14 protein-coding genes are annotated in these 17173 nt (G+C 74.0%); 9 read left to right on the top strand and 5 right to left on the bottom strand.

The features are described from left to right. Positions 1 to 508: 508 nt before the first annotated feature. Positions 509 to 2077 (bottom strand): PucR family transcriptional regulator, encoded by a 1569-nt coding sequence (locus O4J56_RS18210; RefSeq protein WP_270687182.1) that lies wholly within the window; start codon positions 2075 to 2077, stop codon positions 509 to 511. 199 nt (positions 2078 to 2276) lie between these two features. Here O4J56_RS18210 and gabT point away from each other — a divergent pair, with 199 nt between their 5' ends. The 3 genes from gabT (at position 2277) to O4J56_RS18225 (ending at position 5011) form a co-directional block, all read left to right on the top strand. Further along, complete coding sequence (gabT, locus tag O4J56_RS18215) at positions 2277 to 3617, top strand: 4-aminobutyrate--2-oxoglutarate transaminase (RefSeq protein WP_270687183.1); 1341 nt, start codon at positions 2277 to 2279, stop codon at positions 3615 to 3617. 120 nt (positions 3618 to 3737) lie between these two features. Next, on the top strand, positions 3738 to 4556 hold the full coding sequence (locus tag O4J56_RS18220) for a carbon-nitrogen hydrolase family protein (protein WP_270687184.1): 819 nt from the start codon (positions 3738 to 3740) through the stop codon (positions 4554 to 4556). Positions 4557 to 4771: 215 nt separating this feature from the next. After that, on the top strand, positions 4772 to 5011 hold the full coding sequence (locus tag O4J56_RS18225; RefSeq protein WP_270687185.1) for a hypothetical protein: 240 nt from the start codon (positions 4772 to 4774) through the stop codon (positions 5009 to 5011). A 447-nt stretch (positions 5012 to 5458) separates the two neighbouring features. Here O4J56_RS18225 and O4J56_RS18230 read toward each other — a convergent pair whose 3' ends face one another. Continuing rightward, positions 5459 to 6958, bottom strand: coding sequence for a CoA-acylating methylmalonate-semialdehyde dehydrogenase (locus tag O4J56_RS18230; RefSeq protein WP_270687186.1), 1500 nt, complete (start codon positions 6956 to 6958; stop codon positions 5459 to 5461). 60 nt (positions 6959 to 7018) lie between these two features. Then, on the bottom strand, positions 7019 to 8317 hold the full coding sequence (locus O4J56_RS18235; protein WP_270687187.1) for an aspartate aminotransferase family protein: 1299 nt from the start codon (positions 8315 to 8317) through the stop codon (positions 7019 to 7021). A 170-nt stretch (positions 8318 to 8487) separates the two neighbouring features. Between O4J56_RS18235 and O4J56_RS18240 the strand changes: the two genes are divergently transcribed. Further along, positions 8488 to 10113 (top strand): PucR family transcriptional regulator, encoded by a 1626-nt coding sequence (locus tag O4J56_RS18240; RefSeq protein ID WP_270687188.1) that lies wholly within the window; start codon positions 8488 to 8490, stop codon positions 10111 to 10113. Positions 10114 to 10254: 141 nt separating this feature from the next. Continuing rightward, a complete protein-coding gene (locus O4J56_RS18245; RefSeq protein ID WP_270687189.1) occupies positions 10255 to 10749 on the top strand; it encodes an Lrp/AsnC family transcriptional regulator in 495 nt (164 codons plus the stop codon). Between the two features lie 25 nt (positions 10750 to 10774). Here the strand turns inward: O4J56_RS18245 and O4J56_RS18250 are convergent, their stop codons facing one another. Together O4J56_RS18250 and rlmN are read right to left on the bottom strand one after the other, a co-directional pair. Continuing rightward, a complete protein-coding gene (locus O4J56_RS18250) occupies positions 10775 to 11257 on the bottom strand; it encodes a VTT domain-containing protein (protein WP_270687190.1) in 483 nt (160 codons plus the stop codon). A gap of 24 nt (positions 11258 to 11281) precedes the next feature. Beyond that, positions 11282 to 12376: a 23S rRNA (adenine(2503)-C(2))-methyltransferase RlmN gene (gene rlmN / locus O4J56_RS18255; RefSeq protein WP_270687191.1), complete on the bottom strand. Its 1095-nt coding sequence runs from the start codon at positions 12374 to 12376 to the stop codon at positions 11282 to 11284. 203 nt (positions 12377 to 12579) lie between these two features. On the opposite strand from rlmN, the gene O4J56_RS18260 reads away from it, so the two are divergent. The 4 genes from O4J56_RS18260 (at position 12580) to O4J56_RS18275 (ending at position 16794) form a co-directional block, all read left to right on the top strand. Then, positions 12580 to 13683, top strand: coding sequence for a suppressor of fused domain protein (locus tag O4J56_RS18260; protein ID WP_270687192.1), 1104 nt, complete (start codon positions 12580 to 12582; stop codon positions 13681 to 13683). 323 nt (positions 13684 to 14006) lie between these two features. Then, the gene (locus O4J56_RS18265) at positions 14007 to 14612 is read left to right on the top strand and encodes a helix-turn-helix domain-containing protein (RefSeq protein WP_270687193.1); all 606 of its coding nucleotides are present in this window, start codon (positions 14007 to 14009) and stop codon (positions 14610 to 14612) included. Further along, positions 14609 to 15865: an MFS transporter gene (locus O4J56_RS18270; RefSeq protein WP_270687194.1), complete on the top strand. Its 1257-nt coding sequence runs from the start codon at positions 14609 to 14611 to the stop codon at positions 15863 to 15865. The genes O4J56_RS18265 and O4J56_RS18270 overlap by 4 nt, the downstream gene beginning before the upstream one ends. A 77-nt stretch (positions 15866 to 15942) precedes the next feature. After that, a complete protein-coding gene (locus O4J56_RS18275) occupies positions 15943 to 16794 on the top strand; it encodes an NAD(P)H-binding protein (protein ID WP_270687195.1) in 852 nt (283 codons plus the stop codon). The last annotated feature ends 379 nt before the right edge of the window (positions 16795 to 17173 follow it).

The following is a 17173-nucleotide window of genomic DNA, read 5'->3' on the forward strand; positions in this document are numbered from 1 at the left end:
GAAGGTGCTGTCATTCCGGCGGTTTTGACAGCACTCCTGTCGAGATCATCGCCAGGAAGGGGGCACGGGGGCGGCGGCCGCCACGAACGCGGACGACCGCGCACCCTGCCCACCGCGCCGCCCACCTGGACCGCGAGGGACCGGACGGACGGCAGGCAGGGCCGGGGAACCACCCCGCTCACTCCGTCGCCGCCATCCACGGCGACCACGCACACGCCGCACGGCCGACAGCGCTACCGCAGGGGCCGCCCACTTCCGTCGTCGCCGCCCCCACCTCACGCCCCGGCGGCCCGCCGCCCGGCCGGGGCCCTCAAGCGGGGGGCCTGTCCAGCCGCCCCGGAGCGAGAGAAGCCGGGAAGGCGGCAAGCAGGGCCCGGGGAACCACCCCGCTCACTCCGTCGCCGCCAATCACGGCGACCACGCACACGCCGCACGGCCGACAGCGCTGCCGTACGGGCCGCCGACCTGGTTTCGATCGCCCGCTCCGGAGGCCTCACCTCTCCCCTGGCTACTCGTCCTCTAGCAGTCTCAAGGCGATCCACAGCTCGGTCCTGTAGTCCGGGTCCGACAGGTCTCCCGGGAGCAGCTTCCGGATGCGGTTGATCCGGTACCGCAGTGTGTGGCGGTGGATCCCCAACCGCTCCGCCGCCGCGTCCCACCGCCCCGATGCGGCCAGGTACCCGCGCAGGGAGGCGACCAAATCCTCGGCCGACCGCTGCTCCAACAGCGGCGCCAGCACCTCGCCCGCCATGCGCCTTCCCGCCCGGCCCCCGAGCAGCCCCAGGAACCCTCCCGGAAGCTCGGACGCCCTGACCATCCCCTTGCCCTCGGCCGCCGCCGCCTCCAGCGCGCGCTCCGCCTCGGCGCGGGCCGCCGGCAGGCCCTCCAGGTCCGTCGGACGGCTCACGCCGACGCTCCCTCGCACGGCCTCGGCCAGCGCCTCCCCCGGGGCGGCCGACACCGGCCCCACCAGCACGGCCCTGTCCCCGATCCGCCCCGCCAAGCATCCGCGCGGCGTGTGCAGGTGCGGCACGGCCGATCCGGCCTCGTCGCCCGAGGACCCCGCCGAGGCCCCCGCCGACGCCCCCGCCTCGGCCACGGCGACCTCCAGCGGCGGCTCGGGCAGCGCCTTGCGCAGCCGCTCGGCCCGTCCTCCCGCCAGGTCCAGCTCTCCGTCGAGCAGCGCCTCCAGCACCCCGGCGGCCAGCTCCCCCTCCTCAGGGGCGCGGTGCTCCAGTTCCAACGACATCAGCGACGCCGCGGCGCTCACCAGCGTGCGCTCATCGGCCCCGAGCCCGTGCGATGCCCCCACCGCCAGGAACCCGCGCACGCGCCCGCCCACGCCCAACGGCTGTAGCGAGACGCTCTCCCCTTCCGACGACACCGACGCCCCCGAGGGGCGGCGGGCCGCGCGCAGACGGGCCACCTCCCCCTCCAGATCCCCCGCGCGCGCTGCGGCGGCCTCGGGGGTCGCGTGCCGCGCGCGCCCGTCCCGGTCGAGCAGCAGCACCCACCACCGGGACGGCTCGCCACCCCCCGCACGGCCCGGCACCGCCCGGGCCGGGGACGCCCCCTTCGCCAGTTCCGCGCCCAGCCGCTCCACGACCGCGCGGTCTCCGCGCAGCGCCGCCTGGGTGAGCCTGCGCTGCGCCGCGAAGGCCCGCGTCAGCCCCTCGTACTCCTCCTGGGCGAGCAGGCGGGAGACCTCCTTGCCCACCGCGATGAACGGCGTCGGCCGGGGCACCTCGATCAACGGGAGCCCCGCCTCCTCGGCCGCCTCCACCAGCGACGGGGGCACCCGCTCGTGCGCCACTCCGCTGCCGAACCCCAGCCCGGCGGCGCCGCTGTCGGCCAGCCGCCGCGTGTAGGCGGCGAGGGCGTCCGCCCCGCCCCCGCCCTCGGGCCACCGGATGCCGGTGGTCAGGACCAGCTCCCCGCCTTCGAGGTAGGGGGTGGGGTCGGTGAGCTCGCTGATGGCGACCCAGCGCACCGGCCGGGACTCGGCGTCCGGACCGCCGGCGCGCAGCCGCAGGCCGAGGCGGGGGGTGCGCAGGACGGCGCCCAGTGTGGGAGGCACGGCGCCCCCTCTCCGAACTCTCACCGGAGAGCACGCTCTCCAGAATGGCCAACCGGGTGCCGCGATTTTATCCGGATGGGAGAGGGCTGGGCCCACGGCGCGGCCGTAGGGTCGGGGCGTCGCGCCGGTCCCCCCGACCGGCGCCCCACCGTCCGGCGCGCGGGGGCGCGCCGCCGAGCAGAGAGGGAGGACGGCACCCATGGCCAGCACCGAGGTCGCCCAGGCCCGGCGGATCGTCACCGAGATCCCCGGCCCCAAGTCCCAGGCGCTCCAGGAGCGCAGGAAGAAGGCGGTCGCCCAGGGCGTCGGGAGCGTCCTTCCGGTCTACGTCCAGCGCGCGGGCGGGGGCATCGTCGAGGACATCGACGGCAACTCCCTCATCGACTTCGGTTCCGGCATCGCCGTCACGAACGTCGGCAACGCCGACCCGCGGGTCGCCGAGCGCGCGGGCGAGCAGCTCTCGCGCTTCACCCACACCTGCTTCATGGTCAACCCCTACGAGGGGTACGTGGAGGTCGCCGAGGCCCTCAACCGGCTCACCCCCGGGGACCACGAGAAGCGCTCGGTGCTGCTCAACAGCGGCGCCGAGGCGGTGGAGAACGCGGTCAAGATCGCCCGCAGTGCGACCGGCCGCCAGGCCGTCGTGGTGTTCGACCACGCCTACCACGGGCGCACCAACCTCACCATGGCGCTGACCGCGAAGAACATGCCCTACAAGCACGGCTTCGGCCCGTTCGCCGGCGAGGTGTACCGGATCCCGATGGCCTACCCGTTCCGCTGGCCCACCGGCCCGGAGCAGTGCGGGCGCGAGGCCGCCGCCCAGGCGATCGACCAGGTCACCAAGCAGGTCGGCGCGGAGAACGTGGCCGCCGTGCTGATCGAGCCGATCCAGGGTGAAGGCGGGTTCATCGTCCCGGGCGAGGGCTTCCTCCCGGCGCTGGCCGACTTCTGCCGCGACAACGGCATCGTGTTCGTCGCCGACGAGGTGCAGACGGGCTTCGCCCGCACCGGCCGGATGTTCGCCTGCGAGCACGAGGGCGTCGTGCCGGACCTGATCACCACCGCCAAGGGCATCGCCGGGGGCCTGCCGCTGGCCGCGGTGACCGGGCGGGCCGACCTGATGGACGCCGTGCACGGCGGCGGCCTGGGCGGCACCTACGGCGGCAACCCGGCCGCCTGCGCGGCCGCCCTCGCCTCGATCGAGGCCATCGAGTCCGACGGGCTGGTGGAGCGCGCCGAGGCGATCGGCGAGCGGATGCTCTCCCGCCTGCGCGCGCTGGCGGAGAGGCACGGCATCATCGGCGACGTGCGCGGGCGCGGCGCGATGGTCGCCATCGAGCTGGTCCAGGGGCCGGACGACAAGACGCCCAACGGCGAGGCGCTGGGCAAGGTGGTCTCCTACTGCCACCAGCAGGGCCTGGTACTGCTGACCGCCGGGACCTACGGCAACGTCATCCGGATGCTGCCCCCGCTGGTGATCGGCGACGACCTGCTCGACGAGGGCCTGTCCATCATCGAGGAGGCCTTCGCCCGCCTGTAGCGGCCGCCGCCCGAGACGGCCCCTCCCCGCCTGAAGGGCCCACGCCCCCGTCCATGGGGGCGTGGGCCCTTCGCGATAGAAAGGGGATGCGGGAGGGTCCCCCGTTCCTGAGGAGGCGGCATGGTGGATGTGGCCATCGGGCAGTACGCGCCCGGCGAGGACAAGCGGCGCAACCTGGACACGGCGCGCGCGATGGTCGGCGAGGGCGTGGCGCGCGGCGCGCGGGTGGTGCTGCTGCCCGAGTACGCGATGTTCACCGCGCCGCGCACCGACCACCGGTTCGTCGAGTCCGCCGAGCCGTTGGACGGCCCCTTCCCGTCGGGGATCGCCGCGCTCGCCGCCGAGCACGGCGTCCACGTGGTGGCCGGCCTGAACGAGGCCCTGCCGTCGGCGCCCGGCCGGTTCTCCAACACCCTCGCGGCCTTCGGCCCGGACGGCTCCGTCGTCGCGCGCTACCGCAAGCTCCACCTGTACGACGCGTTCGGCGCCCGCGAGTCGGAGGTGGTCGAGCCCGGCCCGATCACCGACCCGGAGACCTTCACCTGCGACGGCGTCGTCTTCGGCCTGCAGACCTGCTACGACCTGCGCTTCCCGGAGGTGACGCGGCGGATCGCGGACGCGGGGGCCCAAGCCCTGCTGCTGGCCGCCGAGTGGGTGCCCGGCCCGCTGAAGGAGGACCACTGGACGACGCTGCTGCGCGCCCGCGCGATCGAGAACACCCTGTACGTCGCCGCGGCGGGGCAGAACGCGCCGACGGGGGCGGGCAACAGCGCGATCGTCGACCCGATGGGGACGCGGATCGTCGCAATGGGTGAGCAGACGGGGGTAGCGGTCGGCCGTATCGACCCCGGGAGGGTGGCCGAGGTCCGGGAGAAGAACCCCGCTCTGCGACTGCGCCGGTTCACGGTGGTGCCCCGGAAGGCGGATCCCACCCCGTAAAAATCGGACAAACGGAAATATTCACCCGGAAGCCTTGGCCAAGTCTTCCCGATTCGACTACCAAGAGTTAAGCTTCATGGGCTTAGAGTCACAGAAAACGGCCTGAGCCATTCCGGTCGCAGACCGTTTCTGGTTCAATAAGAGCCGATCTCTATAGGTCCGCCAGACTGTCCTAAACCACGGGGGGAGATGGGACGTTGAGCGGTCTGAGCATTGTGCCCCGACTGGGGGCCGCTGCCGACACAACCGACATCTACACGTTCGAGCCGGAAGTGCTGAGTACGGCGCAGTGCATGGGGGACGCCTGCGCCATCTGCCACGTCCGCTGGCCGCGGCCGCGCCACGCGTTGGGCGCCCTGCCCGACGGCAGCGAGGTCTACGGCTGCGCCGAGTGCGCGGGCATCGCCGCGGCGCACGACGCGCACGCGGGGGAACCCGAACTCGCGGCCCGCTGACAGGGCACCCGCACGCAGGTGTGGGCCCCTTCTCCTAGGGACGCCGTCCGAACACGCTGCGAGCGCCCACCGGGCCAGGGTCGTCAAGGCCGGGTGCACGCGCCGGAAGAGGGTCGACAGGACGGACGGAGAAGGTGGGTGCTCCGGGGCCAGGGGGAGAGCGGCCCCGGAGCACCCGACGCGCTCGCTTTCCATGGGGGGAGGAGGGGAAATGAGCGCATCTCCCGGAGTGGTCCGCGGTTCCGCCTCGGCGGCGGCGCCGAGCGCACCGCCGGGTGAGGCGAACCTTCCCCCACGATACTCCCTGTAGCGACCGCCCGACCTTGGGTAGGGCGATTCCGCCGGGGAACCTTGAAAAACAGCCGGACCGCATCCCCTGAGCCGAGGCGGGGACGCGGTCCGTAGCCGTGTGCCGATGCGCGCGGCCGCCCTCGGGGCGGCGCCGCGTCAGCCGTTGGTGGGGAAGCCCAGGTTCACCCCGCCGTGCGAGGGGTCGAGCCACCGCGAAGTGACGGCCTTGGTGCGGGTGTAGAAGTGCACGCCCTCCATCCCGTGCGCGTGCGAGTCGCCGAACAGCGACTTCTTCCACCCGCCGAAGGAGTAGTAGGCCATGGGCACCGGGATCGGCACGTTGATGCCGACCATGCCCACCTCCACCTCGTTCTGGAAGCGCCGGGCCGCACCGCCGTCATTGGTGAAGATGGCGGTGCCGTTGCCATAGGGGTTGGCGTTGATCAGCTCCAGCGCGCTCTCGTAGGAGGGCACGCGCAGCATGCTGAGCACCGGCCCGAAGATCTCGTCGGTGTAGCAGGCCATCTCCGGGGTGACGTGGTCCAGGAGCGAGGGGCCCAGCCAGAACCCGTCCCCGCCCCCGCCCAGGACCGGGTGCACGCGCCCGTCGATGGGCAGCGACGCCCCCTCGCGCACGCCCGTCTCCAGGTACGAGGCGACCTTGTCCCGGTGCGCGCGCGTGACCAGGGGCCCCATCTCGCTGCGGTCGTCATCGCCCGGCCCCACCCGCAGCCGCTCGACGCGCGCGCGGATGCGCTCCAGAAGGTCATCGGCGATGGTGTCGATGGCGACCACGGCCGAAATGGCCATGCACCGCTCCCCCGCCGACCCGAAACCCGCCGAGACCGCCGCGTCGGCCGCCAGGTCCAGGTCGGCGTCGGGCAGCACCACCATGTGGTTCTTCGCCCCGCCCAGCGCCTGCACCCGCTTGCCCGAGCGCGCGGCGCCCTCGTAGATGTACTGCGCGATGGGCGTGGAGCCGACGAAGCTCACCGCCTTGACGCCGTCGTGCTCCAGCAGCCCGTCGACGGCCTCCTTGTCGCCGTGCACGACGTTGAACACCCCGTCGGGCAGCCCGGCCTCGGCCCACAGCTCGGCGATGCGCACCGACGCGGAGGGGTCCTTCTCGCTGGGCTTGAGGACGAAGGTGTTACCGCAGGCGATGGCCACCGGGAACATCCACATGGGCACCATGGCCGGGAAGTTGAACGGCGAGATGCCCGCGACCACGCCCAGGGGCTGCAGGATGGAGTAGGCGTCCACCCCGGTGGACACGTTCTCCGAGTAGCCCCCCTTGAGCAGGTGCGGGATGCCGCACGCGAACTCCACGACCTCCAGGCCCCGCTGGACCTCCCCGGCGGCGTCGGAGACGACCTTGCCGTGCTCGGAGCTGATCAGCCCGGCCAGCTCGTCGGCGTTCTCCTTGAGCAGCTCGCGGAAGCGGAAGAGCACCGCGACCCGCTTGGACAGCGAGGTGTCCCGCCAGCCGGGGAAGGCGTCCGCGGCGGCGGCGACGGCCGCGTCCACCTCCGCCCGCCCGGCGAAGTCCACGGTGCCCGCGACCTTTCCGGTGGCCGGGTTGTAGATGTCCCCCCTGCGGCGCGCCCCGCCCGCGGCGGGCCGGCCTCCGATCCAGTGGGTGACGTGCTTGCTCATCGATGTCCTTCCGGTTCCACGTTGCCAGGTGGTTCTGTGCGGGCCGCGGCCCCGCCCGGGTCAGCCGCGGGCGGCGGCGTCCACCGCGCGGACCGCGTCGACGAGGGCGTCCCGGCCCTCGTGCGCCTCGTCCTCGGTGAGGGTGAGCGGCGGGGCCATCCGCAGCACGTTGCCGCGCAGGCCGCCCTTGCCGATGAGCAGCCCCCGCCGCCGGGCCTCCTCCAGCACCCGCGCGGCCAGCGCCGGGGCGGGCGCCCCCGTCTCCGGGTCGACCATGTCGACGGCGAACATCAGCCCCTTGCCGCGCACCCCGCCCACGGTGGGCAGGTCCGACAGCGCGGTCAGGCCGCCCAGCACGGCGCGGCCCAGCCGATCGGCGTTGGCCTGTAGGTCGTGGTCGAGGACGTAGTCCAGGGTGGCGTTGGCCGCGGCCATCGACACCGGGTTGCCGCCGAAGGTGGACAGCCCGTTTGCGGGCAGGGCGTCCATCAGGTCGCCGCGCGCCACGACGCCGCCGACGGCGAAGCCGTTGCCGAGCCCCTTGGCGAAGGTGAGCGCGTCGGGCACGACCCCGTGGTTGCCGATGCCCCAGAAGGAGGAGCCGGTGCGGCCCCACCCCGTCTGCACCTCGTCGGAGATGAACAGCGCCCCGTACTCGTCGAGGACCTCCTTGTAGGCGGCGAGCAGCCCGTCGGGCGCCATGCTGAACCCGCCCACGCCCTGCACCGGCTCGGCGATCAGCGCGGCGGGGCCCCCTGCGGCCACGGCGGTGGCCAGAACCTCGCGCAGGTCCGCCACGCAGGCCTCGGTGTAGGCGGCGTCGTCCATGCCGCGGAAGGCCGGGTGGTCGCGGTCGGTGCCGTGCAGGTAGTGCACGTTGAGCGGGGACAGCGAGGAGTTCTTCCAGGCCGTGTTGCCGGTGACCGCCACGGCGCCGAAGGAGCGGCCGTGGTAGCTGTTGCGCATGGCGAGCACCTGGTCGGTGCCGCGCGCGTAGGTGGCCAGGAGCAGCGCGGTCTCGTTGGCCTCGGTGCCGGAGTTGGTGAAGAAGACCTTGGCGTCGGGGATCCCGGACAGCCGTGCGATCTTCTCGGCCAGTTCGACCTGGCCGCGGATCAGGTACAGGGTGGAGGTGTGCACCACCCCGCGGGCGATCTGCCGTTCGACGGCCTCGCGCACCTCGGCCACGTCGTAGCCGAGCATGTTGGTGAGGATCCCGGCGAAGAAGTCGAGGTAGGTGTTCCCCTCGGCGTCGGTGACGCGGTTCCCCTTGCCGGAGGTGATCTCCATGGGGTCGTCGTAGTAGAGGGCGAGCCACGAGGGCATCACGGCGCGGTGGCGTTCGTGCAGTTCCGACATGACCTCAGTCTCACCCCCGCCCGGCCGTGCGGCCAGCGCCACACTGTCGGTTCCGGGGACGCGGATCTGACAGTCCGTCAGCCCGTTTCCGGCGCGGCGCCTGTCACTCTGTAAAGTCGCGCCGTCATCGCACTTACACACCGCAGGGCCGACCCCGTAGACTCCCCGATGTGCTTCCCACACTCGCCGAAGTCCTGCGCATCCCCGTCGTCGAGCGCGCCCGCCCCCGCGTGGTGGTGGGCGAGGACCTCCTCGGGGTCACCGTGCGCTGGGTGCACATCGCCGAGGTGACCGACCTGGCGCACCTGCTGCGCGGCGGCGAGCTGGTGCTCACCACCGGCATCGCGATGCCCGACTCCCCCGAGGCGCTGCGCCGCTACGTCGAGGACCTGGCGTCGGTCGGGGTGAGCGGAATCGCCGTGGAGCTGGGCCGCAAGTACGGCGCGGAGTCGGAGCTGCCGCGCGCGCTGCTGGAGGCCGCCCGCGAGGCCGGCATCCCGGTCATCGCGCTCGACCGCGAGACCCGCTTCGTCGAGATCACCGAGGCGGTGCACGTCCGGGTCGTCAACGAGCAGCTGGACGAGCTGCGCGAGTCCGAGCGGCTGCACGAGGTCTTCACCCGGCTGTCCGTGGAGGGCGCCCGCCCCGAGCACGTACTGCGCGAGGTCGCGCGCCTGTCCGAGTGCCCCGTGGTGCTGGAGAACCTCAACCACCAGGTGCTCCTGTGCGAGCTCGCCGGGGAGCAGCCCGAGGCCGTCCTGGCGTCCTGGGAGGGGCGCTCGCGCACGGTCCGCGGCGGCGGGCGCACCGTGCACGACAGCACCATGGGGTGGCTGGTGACCATGGTCGGCGCGCGCGGGCAGGACTGGGGGCGCCTGGTCCTGATCTGCGGGGCCTCCCCCTCGCCCCGCCAGTCCATGCTCCTGGAGCGCGCCGCGACCACGCTCGCCCTGGGGCGGCTGCTGGAGCGCCACCAGGAGAGCCTGGAGCGGCAGACGCACCGCACGATCATCGCGGGCATCGTCGACCGCTCCTACTCCGACCCGCAGGAGGCGCTGGTGCGCGCGCGGGCCGTGGGCGTCCCGCTGGACGGGCGCTCGCTCAGCGGGCTGGTGCTGCGGCTCCCCGAAGGCGGGACCGGCCTCGCCGCGCAGGCCCGCCTGTCCGACACCGCCGAGGCCACCGCGCGCGCGTGCCGCGAGGTGCGGCTGCCCGCCCTGGTCGGGTCGCTCGACGACGTGCGCGTGGGCATCCTGCTGGCGCTCCCCCAGGGCCAGGACCCCGAGCCGCGCCTGCAGCGGCTGGCCGAGCGGGTGCGGGAACTCGTCGGCACCGGTCCGGTGCTGGCGGCAGGCTCGCACACCGACGACATCCGGGAGGTGCGCCGGTCCTTCCTGGAGGCCCGGCAGGTGGGCGACGTCGCCCTGCACCGGCCCGAGCGGCGGCCGCTGTACCGCCTGCCCGACCTGCACCTGCGCGGACTGCTCCACCTGTTCCGCGACGACGAGCGGCTGCAGACCTACGTGGAGCGGGAGCTGGGCCCCCTGCTGGCCTACGACGCCCGGCACGGCAGCGACCTGACCGAGATGCTGCGGCACTACCTGGAGGCGGGGCGCAACAAGGCGCTGGCCGCCACGTCGGCGCACCTGTCCCGGCCCGCCTTCTATGAGCGGCTGCGCCGCATCGCCCGGGTGCTCGGCGCCGACCTGGACTCGGTGGAGACCTGCCTGTCCCTGCACGTGGCGCTGCTGTCGCTGGACTCGGTGCGCGACCGCCTCCCCGGCGAGACGCCCTGAGGACCGCCCTCCCCGGCGGTGCGCGGGCCGGAGGGCGGCCCGGCATGCACTACTTTGGATTCCGTCGCCCGGCGGGCGGCTCCCCACCGATTCCCGTGCGGCCGCGCACGGCCACCGACGTTCACGCCAGCGGAGGACCACGTGACCGAGCACGAGGACAGCGCGCCGGGGGCCCGGCGCAACCACGCGGCGCCGGTGCTGGACGAGACGGCCAAGCGCATCATCGAACAGCTCCAGGAGGACGGCCGCCGCTCCTACGCCGCGATCGGCAAGGCGGTGGGGCTGTCCGAGGCGGCCGTGCGCCAGCGGGTGCAGCGGCTGCTGGAGACCGGGGTGGTGCAGGTCGTCGGGGTGACCGACCCGATGATGCTGGGCTTCAGCCGCCAGGCGATGATCGGCGTGCGCTGCAACGGCGACCTGAACCGGGTGGCCGACGAGGTCGCCCGGCTCGACGGGTGCGAGTACGTGGTCATCACCGCCGGATCCTTCGACCTGCTGGTGGAGGTGGTGGCCGAGGACGACGAGCGGCTGCTCGACATCCTCGGCTCGATCCGGGCCGTGCCGGACGTGGTGGGCACCGAGAGCTTCCTCTACCTGAAGCTGCGCAAGCAGACCTACGCCTGGGGCACCCGCTGACCCCCGCCCGTCGGCGCCCCGCCGCTCAGCCCGGCCACAGCCCGTAGAACCACGTCAGCGCGCCCGGGGCGAAGACCACCACGAGGAAGCGCGCGAACCGCGTGGAGGCGGTCACCGCGCAGAACACGTCGACCCGCATGCGCACCGTCCCCGCGAACACGCACACCACCATCAGCGGCGGCACGCTCACCAGTGACGACACGGCCAGCAGGCCCACGGCCCACCAGGGGCGGTCCTCGGCCTTGCGGCGCCAGCCCTCAACCCGTCCGGCCCAGGCGCGCTTGGGGCGCTCGGTGCGGCGCTTGAGCCATGGGATGTCGAGGGCCCCGCGCGCCGCGCCGTAGTGGGCCAGCTTGCCCGCCGTCTGCCCGACCGCGGCGGCCAGCGCCATGGCGACCAGGCCGGTGTCGCCCACCAGCACGGCGGCACCGACCAGGTACACCTCGATGTTGAGCACCGGAAGCAGGGCCGCCACGGCCCCCGCCGCCAGCGCCGTGAGCACCTCCACGGGCGCCTCCGGGGGGGGCGGGGGTCAGTTCTGCGCGGCGAGCTGGCCGCAGGCGCCGTCGATCTCCTGGCCGCGGGTGTCGCGGACGGTGACCGGGACGCCGTGGGCCTCCAGGCGGCGCACGAACTCGCGCTCGTCCTCCGGGCGCGAGGCGGTCCACTTGGAGCCGGGGGTCGGGTTGAGCGGGATCAGGTTGACGTGCGCCAGGTGCCCCTTGAGCAGCCGCCCCAGCAGGTCGGCGCGCCAGGCCTGGTCGTTGATGTCGCGGATGAGGGCGTACTCGATCGAGACCCGGCGCCCGGTGGTGCCGGCGTAGCGCCAGGCGGCGTCGAGCACCTCGTCCACCTTCCAGCGGGTGTTGACCGGGACCAGCTCGTCGCGCAGCTCGTCGTCGGGGGCGTGCAGCGAGATGGCCAGGCGCACCTGCATGCGCTCGGAGATGAGCTTGTCGATCGCCGGGACGAGGCCGACCGTGGAGACCGTCACCCCTCGCTGGGAGATGCCCAGGCCGCCGGGGACCGGGTCGGTGATGCGGCGCACCGCCTCCAGCACGCGCTTGTAGTTGGCCAGCGGCTCGCCCATGCCCATGAAGACGATGTTGGAGATGCGGCCGGGGCCGCCGGCGACGTTGCCGCGCTCCAGGTCCCGGGCGCAGGACACGACCTGGTCGACGATCTCGCCGGTGGACAGGTTGCGGGTCAGGCCCTGCTGGCCGGTGGCGCAGAAGGGGCAGTTCATGCCGCACCCGGCCTGGGAGGAGACGCACAGGGTCGCCCGGTCGGGGTAGCGCATCAGCACCGACTCGAACAGGACCCCGTCGAAGGCCTTCCACAGGGTCTTGCGCGTCATGCCGCCGTCGCAGGAGATGTGCTTGACCGGGGTGAGGAGCTTGGGCAGCAGCGCCTCGCCCAGGCGCTCGCGCGCGTCGGCCGGCAGGTCGGTCATCCCGGAGGTGTCGGACTCCAGGCGCCCGAAGTAGTGCTGGGCCAGCTGCTTGGCGCGGAACGGCTTCTCGCCGAGCTCGGTGACGGCGTCCTTGCGCTCCTGCGGAGTGAGGTCGGCGAGGTGCCGGGGCGGCTTGGCCCGGCGCGGTGCGGCGAAAGTGAGCTCGGCAGGCATGTGCATCCAGTGGGACGGGTGGGAACGGCGGCCGCGCGACCGCCCGCCAACGGGTTGCTACAGGACCGATAACGCTCTGGTCCCCACCTAGTGCGGCATCGGCGGTCGGGGCATTAGGTTCATACTATGCGGCGCCGCGAAGGGCGCGGCACGGCGCGCCTCCGGCGCCCCGGCGGCCGCAGGCGGCGAGGAAGGGAGCTCAGGTGGCCGGAGCCCGCGTTCTGCTCGACGAGTACAGTCCCTACCACAGCCGCCGCATCGTCGTCGAATGCGACTCCCGTACCACCGCCGCCTACCTGATGGACGCGCGCGGGCGGATCCGGGTGCCGGTGTGGCTGGCCAACCACGACGTGGCCCCGGAGACCGGCGACCCGTCGTCGGGGCTGTACCGGGGCGAGGCGCCGCTGATGCCCGCCGCCTACACCCGCCACCCGCAGGGCAGGGCGCCGTTCGCGCCCGGGGCGCTGCGCGCCGTGTGGTTCGAGGAGGGCGACGGGGTGGCGCTGCTGGAGTCGGGGCCGGACGGGGACAGCCTGCTCGCGGTGGTGCCCGGCTGGGCCGAGGCCGACAGCGGCATCCCGGGGTACGCGCGCGAGGCCATCGGGCGCAGCCCCTACGCCTGGGCGCTGGACCCGGTGCGGGCGCAGCTGTGGCCGCGGGTGGTGCACGCCGAGGCCTACTGGAACTGGCGGGAGGCGCCCAACGCCTGGCGGTCGGTGCAGCGGACGGTGTTCAACCACCTGAGCCGCACGGTGGGGCCGCCGGGGCACTACTGGGACGTGTCCGACGGGCACGCGCCGCTGCTCAGGGTGACCGAGCGGCCGCCGACGGAGGAGCGCCCGTACACGGTGCTGAGCACGGTGGGCATGTGCGGGCAGCGGATGCCGACGCTGGACCGCTACATGGCCGACACCTCCGAGTACGCGCGCGTGGAACTGGCGCTGGCCACGACGATGCCCGCGCACGTCGCGGCGCGGATCTTCCGGTGGATCGGGGCGTTCCCGTGGCGGGCGGTGACCTGGTTCGGGCCAGGGCACAGCGTCAAGTGGCTGGACGGCCAGGAGGACCGCAAGATGCGCGGGGACCGGTCGGCGGTGCTGCTGGTGGCCGACCCCTCGCCGCTGGCGGGCGGTGGGCCGTCGGCCCCGGACACCTCGGGGCTGACCTTCCACGGCGACCCCGTGCGGTGGCTGTGGATCGTCCCGATCACCCGGCCGGAGCACCTGTTCGCCAAGGAGCACGACGCCGCCACCCTCATCGAGAAGCTCGCAGCGGAAGGGCGGAGCTGGATCCTGGGCGACCACTGAGCCCCGGACCGCCCCCGCCTCGTTGATCTCGGGAGAACCGCCCCTAAAACCGCGCCGGTAGCGTCGTTTTCCCCGAGATCATCGCCGAGCCCCTCGCCGGCAGTCCGCCATGCCCGGTGTGCACCGCCTGCCGACCTCCTTCGCGATGATCTCGGGGAACTCGGGGTTGAAACGGACACCATAAGCCCGGCTTCCCCGAGATCAACATGAGTGCGCACCTGCACCGCCCCCGCCTCGTCCCCGGCGGCGATGCCGGTGTCCGGCTCCGGGCGACCCCCAAATAACTGTTTGACGGTTGACCGTCCAGCGGCCAGACTGGCCGCATGCCCAATGGACCCGAGCCCCCCGCCCCCTCGCCCGTCACGCTGCGGGCGTTCGCGCACCCGCTGCGGCTGCGGCTGCTCTCCCTGCTCACCGGCACCGCGATGAGCGCGGCCGAGGCCGCCCGCGAGCTCGGCGAGAGCCAGGCCAACGTCAGCTACCACGTGCGCCGCCTCCACGAGGCGGGCCTGCTCACCCTCGCCGAGGAGGTACAGGTGCGCGGCGGGCGCGCCCTGCGCTACCGGCACGACCCGGCCAGCGGCCCGGCGACCGCCCACGGCGGCGCGGAGGACCTGCGGATGCTCGCCGCCGCCCTCGCCGAGGAGCTGCAGCGCCGCTCCCTGCTGCGCGACCCCGAGCCGCCGCGCACCTTCACCGACACCGAGGTGTGGGTCGCCCCCGAGGAGTGGGCCGCCCTGGTCGAGCGGGCCTCGGAGCTCGGCGAGGAGCTGCACCGGGCGGCGCGGGCGCCGCGCTCCCCCGGCGCCATCCCCGTCAGCGCCAGCCTGCTCTTCTTCGCCCTGCGCACCGAGGGCGAGGGCGACGACGACGGCGACGGAGGCGGAGAGGGAGCCGGCGACGGCGGCGACGCGGCGGACCGGCCGTGACCGCCGGGCCCCGCTCCGAGGAGTCCGTCCTCGCCCCGCTGCGCTCCGGTGACTTCCGCGCCCTGGGCGCGGGCCGGGCGCTCATGTACTTCGGCAACGGCCTGGCGCAGGTCGCCCTGGCCTTCGCCGTGCTCGACGCCACCGGGTCGGTGGTGCACCTGGGCCTGGTGATCGGCACCCGCACGCTGGCCAACGTGGTGCTGCTGCTGGCCGGGGGCGTGCTGGCCGACCGGCTGCCGCGTGCCGTGGTGCTGCGCGGCGCGTGCGCGGTCGCCGCCCTCTCCCAGGGGCTGCTGGCCCTCGCCCTGGTGGCCGGAATCGCGTCGATGCCGCTCCTCCTGGCCCTGGCGGCGGTGAACGGGGCGGCGGCCGCGGCGAACCTGCCCGCCGCCGCGTCCCTGGTGCCGCAGACGGTCCCCGCCCACCTGCTGCGCCAGGCCAACGGGCTGATGCGGATCGGCGTGGAGACCGGGCGGCTCGTGGGGATGTCTGCGGGCACGGTGCTCGTCGCCCTGCTCGGCTCCTCCGCCGCGATCGCCGCCGACGCCGGGGCGTTCGCGCTCGCCGGGGTCTGCTTCGCGTTCGTGCGCGTGCCCGCCGCCTCCGAGGCGAACCCTGAGCCCTCGCACCCGCTGCGGGACCTGGCAGACGGATGGTCGGAGTTCGTCCGCCGGAGCTGGGTGTGGGTGGTCGTCGTGCAGTTCCTCGTGATCAACATGGTGCACTCGTCGATGGTGGCGGTGATCGGGCCGGTCATCGCCGACGAATCGTTCGGGCGGACCACGTGGGGACTGCTGCTCACCGTCAACAGCATCGGCCTGTTGGCGGGCGGACTGCTGGCGGCGCGGTGGCAGCCCCGCCGGGCGCTGCTGTTCGGCGTCGGACTCACCGCACTCGAGGCGGCGCCGATCCTGGCGCTGGGCGTGGCCCCGTCCCTCGTCCTGCTCTTCCCCCTGTTCTTCCTGGCGGGGATGGCCATGGAGCAGTTCAACGTCGCGTGGGAGGTGTCGCTGCAGGAGAACATCCCGCAGGAGCGGCTGGCGCGGGTGTACTCCTACGACGCGCTCGGGTCGCTGCTGGCGGTGCCGCTCGGGCAGGCGGTGGCCGGTCCGGTCGCCGAGGCCGCCGGACCCGGGCCCGCGCTGGCCGGGGCCGCGGCGCTGTCCTTGGGCGCGACCGTGCTGGCGCTGTGCGCGCCGCAGGTGCGAACCCTGCGGCGAAGACCCGCCGGCGCCCCCTTGACATCAAGTTAGCTTGAGGTTGTTTCGTGGGTGTCCGACGGCGCCGCCGGACGGCGGCGCCCCCGGCACGCGGATGAGGAGTACCCACGATGATCCTGGTGACCGGCGCGACCGGAACCGTCGGCGGCGCGGTGGCGCGCAGGCTGGCCGAAGCGGGCGAGGACGTGCGCGCCCTGGTCCGCTCGCCGGAGGCGGCGCGCCTTCCGGCGGCGGTGGACCCGGTGCGGGGCGACCTCACCGACCCCGCCTCGGTGGAGGCGGCCATGCACGGCGTCGACGGGGTGTTCCTGGTGTGGCCGCTCCCGGAGGCGGCGCCGGTGGTGCCGGTCCTGGAGGCGGTGCGGCTGCACGCCGAGCGCGTCGCCTACCTGTCGTCGGCCGGGGTGGACCCCGACGCCGAGGAGCAGGGCGACCCGATCACCGCGACGCACGCGGAGGTGGAGCGGGCCCTCGCCGCGTCGGGGCTGACCTGGACGGCGGTGCGCGCGGGCGGGTTCGCCGCCAACGACCTGGCGTGGGCGGAGTCGCTGAGCGGCGGCGGGTCGGTCGTGCGCACGCCGTTCCCCGAGGCGCGGCGGGCGGTGGTGCACGAGGACGACCTGGCCGACGTGGCGATCCGCGCGCTGACGGCGGAGGGGCACGGAGGCCGGGCCTACACGGTGACCGGGCCGGAGATGCTCAGCGAGACCGAGCGCGTGCACGTCCTGGGCGAGGAGATCGGGCGTCCGCTGAAGACGGAGCGGATGGGCCTGGACGAGGCCCGCACCCGGTTGACGGCGGCCGGCCTCCCCGCCGAGGCGGCGGAGGGGATCCTGGAGGCCCACAGGACCTTCTCCGACCCCTCCTACACCGAGGAGCGGCACACAGCGCAGGAGGTCACCGGCGTGCCGCCGCGGACGTACCGCCAGTGGGCGGCCGACCACGCCGACGCCTTCCGCTGAGGCACGGCGGCGACAGCCCACCCCGAACGGCCGGTCCGGGAACCGGCAAGCCCCGGAGAGGCGAGTGGGGACCCGCCTCTCCGGGGCGCTTCCATGCGAGGGGCCGGTAGGTACCGCCCGGCCACCGCACTCCGGAGAAGGCGACCGGCGCTCATCGCAGTGCTGTCGGCCGTCCTGCGTGTGCGTGGCCACCGAGAGGGCGACGACGGCAGGCACGGGCTCTTCCCCGCCCCCACCCTCCGGGCACCGGACCCCTCACGGTCCGAGGAGGCGGCGACTGCCGGTACCCGCCTCACGGCCCCGGGTCGGGCGAAAGCACACCGGGGTCGGGGGGAGGGCGGCGACGACGGAAACCACCGGCCCTCGCGATAGGGCGGTC

The sequence above is a fragment of the Nocardiopsis endophytica genome (genome assembly GCF_027706725.1).
GTDB lineage: Bacteria > Actinomycetota > Actinomycetes > Streptosporangiales > Streptosporangiaceae > Nocardiopsis_A > Nocardiopsis_A endophytica.